Source organism: Asticcacaulis solisilvae (genome assembly GCF_052327315.1).
GTDB classification, from domain to species: domain Bacteria; phylum Pseudomonadota; class Alphaproteobacteria; order Caulobacterales; family Caulobacteraceae; genus Asticcacaulis; species Asticcacaulis solisilvae_B.
The window spans coordinates 161,071-173,286 of record NZ_CP166197.1 but is presented as its reverse complement, the minus strand read 5'-3'; the positions used below and the strand labels follow the sequence as shown (position 1 = coordinate 173,286).

11 protein-coding genes are annotated in these 12,216 nt (G+C 64.7%); 6 read left to right on the top strand and 5 right to left on the bottom strand.

Annotated features, from left to right (window positions below; genetic code table 11):
* Nucleotides 1-59: 59 nt before the first annotated feature.
* The 3 genes from AB8717_RS20055 to AB8717_RS20045 form a co-directional block, all read right to left on the bottom strand.
* The gene (locus tag AB8717_RS20055; protein ID WP_443751294.1) at nucleotides 60-344 is read right to left on the bottom strand and encodes a hypothetical protein; all 285 of its coding nucleotides are present in this window, start codon (nucleotides 342-344) and stop codon (nucleotides 60-62) included.
* An 87-nt stretch (nucleotides 345-431) separates the two neighbouring features.
* Nucleotides 432-1,160, bottom strand: a complete 729-nt coding sequence (locus AB8717_RS20050; protein WP_443751293.1) for an SDR family oxidoreductase — start codon at nucleotides 1,158-1,160, stop codon at nucleotides 432-434.
* 93 nt (nucleotides 1,161-1,253) lie between these two features.
* Nucleotides 1,254-3,428, bottom strand: a complete 2,175-nt coding sequence (locus tag AB8717_RS20045) for a hypothetical protein (RefSeq protein ID WP_443751292.1) — start codon at nucleotides 3,426-3,428, stop codon at nucleotides 1,254-1,256.
* A 327-nt stretch (nucleotides 3,429-3,755) separates the two neighbouring features.
* Between AB8717_RS20045 and cyoA the strand changes: the two genes are divergently transcribed.
* The 5 genes from cyoA (at nucleotide 3,756) to AB8717_RS20020 (ending at nucleotide 10,182) form a co-directional block, all read left to right on the top strand.
* Complete coding sequence (gene cyoA, locus AB8717_RS20040) at nucleotides 3,756-4,586, top strand: ubiquinol oxidase subunit II (protein WP_443751291.1); 831 nt, start codon at nucleotides 3,756-3,758, stop codon at nucleotides 4,584-4,586.
* Nucleotides 4,587-4,588: 2 nt separating this feature from the next.
* Complete coding sequence (locus tag AB8717_RS20035) at nucleotides 4,589-6,601, top strand: cbb3-type cytochrome c oxidase subunit I (RefSeq protein ID WP_443751290.1); 2,013 nt, start codon at nucleotides 4,589-4,591, stop codon at nucleotides 6,599-6,601.
* The gene (locus AB8717_RS20030; RefSeq protein WP_443751289.1) at nucleotides 6,598-7,290 is read left to right on the top strand and encodes a cytochrome c oxidase subunit 3; all 693 of its coding nucleotides are present in this window, start codon (nucleotides 6,598-6,600) and stop codon (nucleotides 7,288-7,290) included. Before AB8717_RS20035 ends, AB8717_RS20030 begins: the two co-directional genes overlap by 4 nt.
* Nucleotides 7,287-7,676: a cytochrome o ubiquinol oxidase subunit IV gene (cyoD, locus tag AB8717_RS20025; protein WP_443751288.1), complete on the top strand. Its 390-nt coding sequence runs from the start codon at nucleotides 7,287-7,289 to the stop codon at nucleotides 7,674-7,676. Before AB8717_RS20030 ends, cyoD begins: the two co-directional genes overlap by 4 nt.
* Nucleotides 7,677-7,791: 115 nt before the next feature.
* A complete protein-coding gene (locus tag AB8717_RS20020) occupies nucleotides 7,792-10,182 on the top strand; it encodes a membrane-bound PQQ-dependent dehydrogenase, glucose/quinate/shikimate family (RefSeq protein ID WP_443751287.1) in 2,391 nt (796 codons plus the stop codon).
* On the opposite strand, the gene AB8717_RS20015 is transcribed toward AB8717_RS20020, so the two are convergent.
* On the bottom strand, nucleotides 10,183-10,656 hold the full coding sequence (locus AB8717_RS20015) for a VOC family protein (RefSeq protein WP_443751286.1): 474 nt from the start codon (nucleotides 10,654-10,656) through the stop codon (nucleotides 10,183-10,185).
* Between the two features lie 11 nt (nucleotides 10,657-10,667).
* Complete coding sequence (locus AB8717_RS20010) at nucleotides 10,668-11,279, bottom strand: peptidylprolyl isomerase (protein WP_443751285.1); 612 nt, start codon at nucleotides 11,277-11,279, stop codon at nucleotides 10,668-10,670.
* 130 nt (nucleotides 11,280-11,409) lie between these two features.
* On the opposite strand from AB8717_RS20010, the gene AB8717_RS20005 reads away from it, so the two are divergent.
* Nucleotides 11,410-12,117 (top strand): DUF4197 domain-containing protein, encoded by a 708-nt coding sequence (locus tag AB8717_RS20005; protein ID WP_443751284.1) that lies wholly within the window; start codon nucleotides 11,410-11,412, stop codon nucleotides 12,115-12,117.
* The last annotated feature ends 99 nt before the right edge of the window (nucleotides 12,118-12,216 follow it).

Sequence of the window (12,216 nt, the reverse complement as noted above, 5' to 3'; positions counted from 1 at the left end):
CTCCGCCATGCCGCCGTGCGGAAGATGCCATCTTATATCTTTAATATGATAATATCGGCTCAAGCGTCGGCGACGGTCTTGATCGTCCATTTGGAAACCGGCCCGGCCGGCGCTTCCGGCGGGTCGTCGTGCCCGCTCAGCCAGGGTTGAAGCTCGATCCTCTGCCTGCCCACCGACAGGACCAGCCGGCCCAGCCCGAAGGCGCTGACGACGGCGGTCGCCGGCTGCTTCTTGCCGGCAAGTGCGATCCTGATCGTATCCTGGGTCGCCAGCCGGTTACCGGTGATAACAAGCGCGGCGCCGGCATCGAGCTCGGTCCGCGACAGATAGGCCTGGTACTGCATGACCGCTTTATCGGACCCGCGAGCACGCCACGCAAGCCACGATCCGGTGAATTTCGCAATCGTGATGGCCGATCTGTCCTTCGCGGATCAGGCGTGTTGCAACCGCGGTTCGACACGAAGGGCAACGACGTCCGTGCGTGCAGAACGCGTCAGGCTGAAGAGAATGGCGTCGGCCAGTTCCTCGGCCAGCAGCATCCGGTCCTGCGCGATCTTTTCTTCCTGTTGCTCCGCCGAAAAGCCCTGCAGGTCGGCACGGACCAGGCCGGGCTCGATCAGCGTCACCTTGACATTCCTGTCCGCGACCTCCTTGCGCAACGTCTCGGCATAGGCGGCGATGCCGGCCTTGGTGGCGGCATAGGTGCTGGTGCCCGGCGACAGCTGGTCGGCGCTGACCGAACCGACGAAGACGATGTGGCCGCCCCTGTCCTTCATGCGTTCCAGCGCGGCGCGGGCGCAGGCGAGATATCCCAGGAAGTCGGTTTCGACGCCATAGCGCCAGTCTTCGTCGGACATGTCCTGCACCGGCTTGATGGCGACGCCGGCATTGTTGACCAGGATGTCGAGGCCGCCCAGCTTTTCGTCGACGGCGGCGAAGACCCTGGCCACGCCGCCGGCGGTCGCCACGTCGGCCGTCAGGCCCTGTATATCGCCCCGCGCGGCCTCGATCGATGCCTTCAGTTCAGCTTCGTGGCGCCCGAAGGTCAGGACACGCGCGCCCTGTTCGGCCAGCAGCGCCACGGTCGCCCGGCCTATGCCGGTCGTGCCGCCGGTCACCAGGATGCGCTTGCCCTTCAGGTCCGTCTTCTCGATCGTCATGATCCGTCCTCTTCGCAATGGGACAGCTTCGATACCGCCGGCGGCATCAGGATCAAATGGCGCATTGCAGCCTTCGGATAAGGCCTGGGTAAATCATGACCAGGCCACTGTAAAACCGGCGTCGGCCCTGGGCCTGTATTCCACGTGGGTTTCGCCGCCGCCGGAAGGCTCCAGGCCGCCGACGCGCACCTTCGGCGGTCCGGCCCTGTCGTCCAGGGCGATCAGCCGGACACGAGCCACGAGACCCTCTGGCCCTTTGAGCCTGACGGTCACGACCCCCTCGCCCGCCTCGACATGTGCGGGATAATCGCAAAACAGGCGAAACGGCGCGTCGCCGCACGGGAAAAACGCGCGCGACGCCAGGACAAAGGCGGCGCCGGCGCCATAGACTTCCTGACCGACCCGACCGGCAGGACTGCCGTCGCCATACACGTCTTCCAGCGGCAGCGACAGCGCCCGGTCGATATGGCCGTTGCGGCTTTCTGTCGCCAGGCTGCCGACCGGCAGGGCGTCGGGATAGAAGGACCATAGGACGTCGAGCGCATGACGGCGGTATTCGCACATCAGCAGCCGCAGCGGCGCCGGCAGATCGATGTCGCAGACCTTCAGGGCCTCGTCGAAGGCAGCGAACATTTCGAAGGCTTCGTACGCCGCCATGTACGGTCCGTCGTGCAGGCACGTGACGCCGAAGAAGCTGGCGTACGTACCGGCCCATTCGATGCGCGACCCCCACAGTTCGCAATTATGCATCAACCCGGCGATGAAGACGCAAGCCTGGTCGAGATAGCGCGCGTCGCGCTCCATCCGCCAAAGGCGCAGGCAGGCCAGCGCGCCCCAGGCGGTCAGGTTGGTCTGGTAGACCAGTTCGAAGCGCTTGTTTTCCAGTGCTTTCAGGGCTGCCCTGGCCTCGTCGACATAAGTCGTGTCGCGCGTCAGTTCGTGCGCCAGCAGCATGACATAGGCGTAGAAGCCGCCGACGTCGGTCTGTCCCAGGCCGTCGCCGCGATCCTTTTCGATGACCGAAAGGTCGGTCAGGTCGTACTGGATCGGCCATGTGTAGTGGAAATGATGGGCGGCGCGCACGGTAAAGGCGATCGATTTTCGGAACAGGACATCCGCCCAACCCTCGCCCTGCAAGGCCAGCCGCGCCAGGTTCATCAGCGGATGGTAGAGATACCAGGAATCGACGGCGTCGCGGTCCTTGTCCCCGCCGACATCGGGCAGGTAGCGGCGCAGCGTGCGCAGGTCTTCGTCGAAAAAGCCCTCCATGCCGATGGCCAGCTCGGTCGAGAACGGATCGGCCTTGCCGCGCCAGGCCTCGTATTCGCGGAGGGACTGCAGGACGGTCATCTGTACCATGCTGTCCGGCACCTCCGCGGCGACATAGGGCCTGACATAGCGTTTGCCGTCATGCCTTTCCGTGGCGTCGGGCGAGGTCTTGAGGTCGAGCAGCGTCTTGTCGGCGCGCCAGATCCAATCGCGGTACGACGGGTCCGGCCTGTCGAGGTAGGGATAGATGTCGGCCAGCATCTCGACAAAATGACGGGCGCTCTCGAACTCGGTGCCGCCGCAGGCCGGGCGCAGGCTGATCAACGCATCGGAAATCACGTATTCCTGGCCGCTCTTCAGCGGATTGACGGGCGGGGAAAAGCCGTTCGGCGCTGACGGCGGCTGATAGCCCAGCTCCGGCCATTCGCCGCCGACTACGCCGTCGGGCTTGGTCTTGGTGTCGACGAGGAACGGATTGAGAGCCGTCAGGTTCTGCATATAGAGCACCGTGCCAAAGGCCGGCTTGTCGAGGCAGAAGAAGCAGACGCCGGCATTGAGCCCGCGCTGGCCGGCCTCGACGCGGCCGCGTGCATTGCGCGGATCATCGTCGGTGTCGAGCACATAGAGGTCGCGCGGCCAGAAGACGACCAGCAGGTCGTGCGACGGCACAAGCCGCGAGGTCATGCGCAGCAGATTGTCGCCGAACAGGGTCAGGCTGATATGGTAGACGCCGGAATTGGTCTCGATCGTCCAGTCGCCGCCGTCGTCGCGCCGTGCCGCTTCGGCCACGACATTGCGCCCCATGACGGGAAAGGTGCGCAGGGCAATGCCGCCCTGTCCCGGCCTTCGCACCACGATCCACAAGGCGTCTCGGCCATGGAGCGGCGAGACGGTATAGACGCCCAGCCGCCACGGCGCCGCGATCTCGCGGGCGTTCTGCAATTCCCAATGAACGTTGAGCGTCTCGGGTGTAAAGCCCGGCACATCGGCGTGGGTCACGGCTGAAACCTCTCGCATTCGGCGGTAACGGGATGCGCCAATCTCAGGGCCGCGCGATCAAAATCAAATTCGGCGAAAGATGATATGCATAAGCTTCCCGTAGAGAGAGGACCGCTTCTTACAACCTCTTAACGGCCGCGGCCCCAAGCCTTACCGAAATTTTGCAGGGACTGTCCTATCGCTTGGCGGTGACCGCGTGCCGCCGCTTGCGACGAAGGGGCCACTTGCGACGAAGGGGATGGTGCGCATATGGATCCTCGCAGCGCGGCGCGACGCCGCCTTCTGATTTTTCCGATACTCCTCAGCCTATCGGGCTGCAGCCGAACCGTGCTCGATCCGGCAGGGCCCGTGGCGGCGGACGACGCCATCATCTTCATCGACGCCACCGTCATCATGCTGGCCATCGTCATCCCGACGATCCTGCTCGCCTTCTGGATGGCCTGGCGGTATCGCGCGTCGAATGCAAAGGCGCGGTACCTGCCGAACTGGGCCTATTCCGGGCGGATCGAGGCCGTCGTCTGGTCGATCCCCATCCTGACCATCATGTTCCTGGGCGGAGTGATATGGATCGGCTCCTACCGTGTCGATCCCTTCCGCCCGCTGCCGTCGAAGGAACCGCCGCTCGAGGTCCAGGTCGTGTCGCTCGACTGGAAATGGCTGTTCATCTATCCGCAGCAGGGCATAGCCACGGTCAACCAGCTGGTGGTTCCGGCCGGCCGGCCCGTCCATTTCTCGATCACCTCGGGCAGCGTGTTCAATGTCTTCTTCATCCCGCGCCTGGGCTCGATGGTCTACGCCATGCCGGGCATGGTGGCGCAGCTCCACCTGCAGGCCGACCGCCCGACCATCCTGTTCGGCCAGTCGTCGCAATTCAGCGGCGACGGCTTTTCGGACATGCAGTTCGAGGTAAAAAGCGTGCCCGCCGCCGATTTCGCCACCTGGACGCAAGGCGCACAGACCTCGGGCACCGTTCTCGACCAGGCCACCTACACGGCCCTGGCGCAGCAGAGCCAGAGGGTGGCGCCCGTCATCTATCGCGGGGTCGATCCTTCCCTGTTCCAGACGATCGCCGCGCAAAAGATCGCGCCCGGCCCCGGCCCGGAGCCGGAAAACCCGGCGCACGCCGGCCGCGAAGTCGCAACGGGAGGGAAACACTGAGCATGTTCGGCAAGCTTGACTGGTCGGCGGTTCCCCTGAGCCAGCCCATCCCGCTCATCACCTCGGCCGTGCTGATCCTGGTCATCCTGGGCACGCTGGGACTGGTCACGGTCAGGGGCTGGTGGCCATACCTGTGGCGCGAATGGATCACCAGCGTCGACCACAAACGCGTCGGCGTCATGTACTGCCTGCTGGGGATCGTGATGATGATCCGCGGCTTCGCCGACGCCATCATGATGCGTACCCAGCAGGCCGTGGCGGTCGATGCGCCGGGCTATTTGCCGCCGGAGCATTACGACCAGATTTTCTCGGCGCACGGCACCATCATGATCTTTTTCGCCGCCATGCCCATGGTCATCGGCTTCATGAACTTCGTGACGCCCTTGCAGCTGGGCGTGCGCGACGTCGCCTTTCCGACGCTGAATTCGGTCAGTTTCTGGCTGACGGCGTCGGGGGCGCTCCTGGTCAATATCTCGCTGTTCATCGGCGAGTTCGCCCGCACGGGCTGGCTGCCGTATCCGCCCCTCAGCGAACAGACCTATTCGCCGGGCGTCGGCGTCGACTACTACCTGTGGGCCGTGCAGATATCGGGCGTCGGCACGCTGATGACCGGGATAAACTTCGTCACGACCGTGCTCAAGATGCGCTGCCCGGGCATGAGCTACCTGCGCATGCCGATCTTCTGCTGGACGACCCTGGCCTCAAGCCTGCTGATCGTCGCCGTCTTCCCGATCCTGACGGCGACGCTGTTCATGCTGAGCCTCGACCGCGTCTTCGGCTGGCATTATTTCACCAATACGGCCGGCGGCAATCCGATGATGTTCGTCAACCTGATCTGGGCCTGGGGTCACCCGGAAGTCTATATCCTGGTCCTGCCGTCCTTCGGCATCTTTTCGGAAATCTTCCCGACCTTTTCGGGCAAGCCCCTGTTCGGTTACCGCTCCATGGTGGCGGCGACCCTGTTCATCTGCGTGGTGTCGCTGATGGTGTGGCTGCACCACTTCTTCACCATGGGCGCCGGGCCCGCGGTCAACACCTTCTTCGGCATCGCCTCGAGCATCATCGCGGTTGGAACCGGCGTGAAGATCTTCAACTGGATCTTCACCATGTACGGCGGCCGGGTCCGTTTTTCCGTGCCCATGCTGTGGTCGCTGGGCTTCATCTTCACCTTCTGCATCGGCGGGCTGACGGGCGTGCTGCTGGCCGTGCCGCCGGCCGACTTCATCACGCACAATTCGATGTTCCTGGTGGCGCACTTCCACAATGTCATCGTCGGCGGCGTGGTCTTCGCCCTGTTCGCGGGGCTCGACTACTGGTTCCCCAAGGCCTTCGGCTTCCGCCTGCATGAAGGCTGGGGCAAGGCCGCCTTCTGGTTCGCCTTCTTCGGCTTCTGGGTGACGTTTACGCCGCTCTACATCCTGGGCCTGCAGGGCATGACGCGCCGTTTGCAGCACGTCAACATCCCGGAATGGCAGCCCATGCTCTATGTCTCGCTGTTCGGCGTGGCCATCCTGATCGTCGGCGTCGTCTGTCAGGTGGTCATGCTGGTGGTCAGCATCATCGACCGCGACAAGCTTCGGGATGTCACGGGCGATCCATGGGACGGGCGTTCGCTGGAATGGGCGACACCGTCGCCGCCGCCCTTCTTCAACTATGCCGTCATGCCTAATGTCGAGGGTGAGGAAGCCTATTGGGGCATAAAACTAAAGGCGATCGAGACCCAGCAACTGGCGCCCGAGCCGGAATACCAGGCCATCGAAATGCCGATCAACAGCCCGGTCGGCTTCTTTACGGCGGCGTTTGCCAGCATCACCGGCTTCGCCCTGATCTGGCATATCTGGTGGTTGGCCGGTCTCGGCCTGATAGCGGCCTTTGCCGGCTTCGTCGTCTTTGCCTGGCGCGACGTGCATGAATTCCACGTGCCTGTCGAGCAGGTCGCCGAGGCCGAGCGTAAGCGCCGCGCCGCCCGCGAGGCCTTACTGCAACGCATCGCACAGCCGGGAGCGGCGTCGTGAGCGCCTCAGACCTGACCACGGCGCAGGAGGCCGTCCGCCGCGCCCGGGAAGACCCGCACCGGCTGGGCCACCACGGTCACGGCGGCGAACCGGTCGAAGGGGCGGGCCATGGCGAGACCGGCCCGGCCGACAAGCGCATTATCGTCGGCTACGGCTTCTGGATCTTCCTCCTCAGCGATATCGTCATGTTCGCCTGCTTCTTCGCGGCCTTCGCCGTGCAAAGCGGCGCCACCGCCGGCGGTCCGCGCATCTCCCAGATCGTCGAAATCCCGCGCGTGGCCATGGAAACCGGCGTGCTTCTGCTGTCGAGCTATACCTGCGGCCTGTCGTTCGCCGCCACCAATGCGCGCAGCAAGCTGTGGACGCAAGGCTTCCTGCTGGCCACGGGGCTTCTGGGCCTCGCCTTTGTCGGTATGGAATTGCAGGAATTCCTGTCGCTGGCGGCGAAGGGCATTACGCCCCAGCGCAGCGGGGCGCTGACCGCCTTCTTCGGCCTGGTCGGACTGCACGGCCTGCATGTGACGGTGGCCGGCCTGTGGCTTTTGACCATGATGGCCCAGGTCCAGGTCAAGGGCTTCCGCAAGGAGATTATCCACCGGCTGATCTGCTTCAACCTGTTCTGGCACGCCCTCGACATCGTCTGGATCGGCGTTTTCACGATCGTCTACCTGATGGGGACCCGCCTATGAGCCATATCGAACCCGATCCTCACGATCACGCGCCGGGCGACGAACCCGAGGAAAGCGCCGGCCACTGGATACGCAATTCCAATCTCGGCCTCGGCTTTTCGGTGATCCTGACCGTGGCCGCCTTCTGGGCGGTGGGCACGCACCTGATCTGGGCCCCCGCCGTACCCGTGGCGCTGGTCGTCCTGGCCATCGCCCAGATGGGCGTGCACCTGGTGTTCTTCCTTCACGTCACGACCGGGCCCGACAATACCAACAACGTCCTGGCCCTGGCCTTCGGCGTGCTGGTCGTCTTCCTGATCGTCGCCGGCTCGCTCTGGATCATGAACAACCTGAACCACAACATGATGCCCATGGATCCGGTTCACCTGATGCAGATGCAACCCTGAAAACGGCCAGGCCTTTATGACTTTCTGACAGACAGGCTTCAGACCCGCAGCCCCTTTTTGCGCGGGCCGCTCCTATACCGAAACCGGTGCACTTTCTTTTGCGGTGGAGATAGCCATGGCCCGGATCGGTTCGATGCTGTCGCAACAGGGTCAACCCAAACCCCTGCTCGGCGGCCTGCTGGCCCTTATCGGCCTGGTCCTCCTTATCGGCGGCGTGTGGCTGATCGCTGTCGGCGGCAGCTGGTATTACGGCCTCGCCGGACTGGCGTTGCTGGTCTCGGGCTGGCACATCGTCAAGGGCCGGGCTTCGGGCGCCTGGATCTATATCGCCACCTTCATCGTCACGGCATTATGGGCGTTCGCCGAATCGGGCCTCGACGGCTGGGCGCTGGTGCCGCGGCTGGCGGGGCCGTTCGTGCTGCTGGTCATCGTCGCCCTTTGCCTGCCCGGGTTGCAGCCTGACGACGGCGACAAGGCGCGGACGCAGGTCCTGGCCGGGGCGGCGGTCTTCGCCGTCATGCTCGGCATCGCCGTCTTTGCCGCCAGCCGGCCGAAGGTGCTGGAAACGGTGCCCGAAGCCCAGACCGCCCTCACCTACCAGTCGGATACCTACGCTGCCGGCCGCGGCGACTGGTCGGCCTATGGTTCCGGCACCGGCGGCCAGCGCTATGCCGATCTCAACCAGATCACGCCCGACACGGTCAAAAACCTGAAGGTCGCCTGGACCTTCCACACCGGCGACCTGCCCAAGAAGTTCGGGGTCGAGATGACACCGCTGAAAGTCGGCGACAGCCTTTACGGCTGTACGGCGATGAATACCCTGTTCGCCCTCGATCCGGCGACCGGAAAGGCGCGCTGGCGCTACGACCCGAAGGTCGGGCAGAAGTATATTCCTTACACGACCGCCTGCCGCAGCGTTGTCTACTATCGGGTGCCGACAGCCGCCGCCGGCACGCCGTGCGCCGAACGGATCTACGAGGGCACGCTCGACGCCCGGATCATCGCCGTCGACGCGCGCACTGGGACGCCCTGCCCGGGCTTCGGCCGGAACGGCCAGGTCAGCATCACCGAAGGCATGGGCAATGTCATCCCGTCCATGGTCGCCATCACCTCGCCCCCCGTCATCGTCCAGGGGGTCATCGTTACCGGCCACGAGGTGCTGGACGGCCAGTATCGCTGGGCGCCGTCGGGCGTGATCCTGGGTTACGACGCCGTCACCGGCGCCAAGCGCTTTGCCTGGGACGTCATGCGCCCCGACATATCGGTCGAGCCGCCCGCAGGTCAAACCTATACGCCGGGCACGCCGAACATGTGGACCTCGCCCACCGGCGACGAACAACTGGGCCTGGTCTACCTGCCCATGGGCAATTCCGGCGGCGACTATATGTCGTCCCTGCGCCGTCCGCTGGAAAAGACCGTGTCGTCGTCGCTGGTCGCACTCGATGTCCATACCGGCAAACCGCGCTGGGTCTTCCAGACGGTGAAGAACGACGTGTGGGACTACGACCTGGGCTCGCAGGCCTCGCTGGTCGAGTTCCCGTCGGGCGGCGCCATGGTCCCGGCCATTATCCTGCCCAGCAAGACCGGCGACATCTATGTGCTCGACCGCCGCACGGGCCAGCCCCTGACCCAGGTCGGCAATATCAAGGCGCCGCAGGGCGGAGTCGAACCGGCCGAACGCGCCCCCATCCAGATCCAGTCGCTGTACAACACCCTGCGCAAACCGCCGCTCAAGGAAAAGGACATGTGGGGCATGTCGCCGATCGACCAGATGATCTGCCGCATCCAGTTCCGCACCGCCGTCTATCAGGGCTATTTCACCCCGCCTGTCTACGGCAAGCGCTGGATTCAGTATCCAGGCTATAACGGCGGCTCGGACTGGGGCTCGGTCGCCATCGACCCGCGCCGCGGCGTCATCGTCGCCAACTACAATGACATGCCGAACTACAACAAGCTGCTGACGCGGAAAGAGGCCGACGCCGGCAATATCAAGCCGGTCGGCGCCCCTGGCGCGCCGGGCAAGGAAGGCAATGGCGAGGATCTGGGGCCGCAGACCGGCCTGCCCTATGCCGACGTGATCAATGCCGGCTGGCGCATGCCCTTCACCAAGATGCTGTGCAAGCAGCCTCCGTACGGCGGCATCCGCGCCATCGACCTGAAGACCGGTCACACCCTGTGGGATCATGCGTTCGGCGACGCCCGCCGCAACGGACCCTTCGGCCTGCCGTCCTTCCTGCCGCTGACCATCGGCACGCCGAACAATGGCGGCGCGGCGGTGACGGCGGGCGGCCTGATCTTCATCGCCGCCACGACCGACAACCAGTTCCGCGCCATCGATATCCGCACCGGCAAGACGGTCTGGCAGGTCACCCTGCCGGCCGGCGGCCAGGCGACGCCCATGGTCTATGAGCAGAACGGCAAGGAGTACGTCGTCATCATGGCCGGCGGCCACCACTTCATGGAGACGCCGGAAGGGGATTCGCTGATCGCCTATGCGCTGCCGTAATCAGCCTCGCACGGCGGCCTCGATGGCGGCCACGTCGATCTTGCCCATGTCCATCATGGCTTCGAAAGCGCGTTTGGCAACATCCCCGCCCTGGCTCAGGGCGTCGGTCAGGACGCGCGGCGTGATCTGCCACGACAGGCCCCACCGGTCCCTGCACCAGCCGCAGGCGCTTTCCTGCCCGCCATTGCCGACAATGGCGTCCCAGTAGCGGTCGGTCTCGGCCTGGTCGTCGGTAGCGATCTGGAACGAAAAGGCTTCGCTGTGGCGGAACATGTCGCCGCCGTTGAGCCCAAGGCACGGCACGCCGCACACGGTGAATTCGACCGTCAGGACCTGGCCTTCCTTGCCGCCCGGAAAGTCGGAAGGCGCCTTGTGCACGGCGACCACCCGGCTGTCGGGAAAGGTCTCGGCATAGAAGCGCGCGGCCTCTTCGGCGTCGTGGTTGTACCACAGGCAGATGGTGTTCTTGTTCATGGCTATTTCCCTTATACGCGGCGCGTGGTGACGATGGGCACGCGCGGCGACAGCATCTGGCCCTTCATGGCGCCCTCGCCTTCGGTCGCCGACACCGGCGCGGTGAAGATGGCGCGCACCACATCCATGCCGTCGACGACATGGCCGAAGGCGGCAAAGCCCTGATTGTCGCCGGTCCCGCCGCCGCCGGCATCCAGGAAGGTCATGTCGCCGACGCAGATGAAGAAGTCGCCGCGCCCGCTGGGCAGTTGCCCCCCGCGCACCAGCGAAATGGTACCGTCAATGTGGCTGAGGCCGGTCTGGCTGGTCGGCTCGTGCGCCACCGGGGCAAGGGCGCGCCGGCTGTCGCCGCCCTGGACCAGGCCGCGCGGATTGCCGTCGGCGCCGTTGCCATTGGGCATGGCGCGGTAGAAGACATTATTGTCGAGCTTCTTCAGGTCGACATAGCGCAGGAAGTTCTTGACGGTCAGGGGCGCGTGGAGGGCGTCGAGATCGAGGACGATGACACCCTTGCCCGTCGTCATTTTGATGCGCACAAGCCCGGCTGCCGTCTGTGCCCACGCCGGCAGGACCGTCACAGCCCCCAGGGCCAGTCCGGCGCCGATCATGTCCCTGCGTCTCATGGCTTTTCTCCCTGCGCACGATTTTACCCATCATGCGCAGACCGCGGCAGGAGTGCAAGGGTTCGACTTTCGACTCGACAACCGGCGCGCCCGAATGGTTAATGACACAGCAGCTTGGGAGGGCTTCTTCATGGACCGGCGGATTTTCCTGGCGCTTCTGGGCGCAAGCGGCATGGCGTGGAACGCGGACGCTACGGACCTGAAATCCCTTATCGAAAAGGCGACGGCCAAGGGCGGCTCCGGCAGCGACGCCGACGGCGCCCTGCGCGAAACCCTGACCGACGGAACGCTCAGCGCCGTGACACGGGTGTCGAAGCCCGACGGCTACTGGGGCGACAGTGCCATCCGCATTCCGCTTCCCAAGGCCCTGGCCGGCGTCCAGGCCATTGCCAAACCGCTCGGCATGTCCGGCGCGCTCGACGACGTCCATTTGCGCATGAACCGCGCGGCGGAAGCGGCGGCGCCGCTGGCCCGCGACCTGTTCCTCGACGCCATTCGCGGCATGACGATCAAGGACGCGGTCGGGATCATCAAGGGCGGTCCGACCTCGGGCACCGAATATCTGCAAAAGACGACGACGCCCCGCCTGACCTCGGCCTTTACGCCGCCCATGGAAGACGCCCTGCAAAGCACGGGCTGCGTGCAGTCGCTCGACGCGGCGGTCAAGCGCAACAAGCTCGGCGGCATCGTCCATGGTGACGCCAAAACCTATCTCAGCAAATACGCCGTCGGTTTGGCGCTGAACGGCCTGTTCCACTATATCGGCGTGGAAGAGACATCGATCCGTCATGATCCCGGCAAGACGGGTTCGAACCTGCTGAAGCGCGTTTTCGGCTAGCTTTCTCAGGGAAACAAACTTTCATATAAAAAACTTCGTCCTTGAGACCGGACGAAAATTTCGTCATGCTTGTCGGAAAGCGCTCCGCCGGAAGAGCGC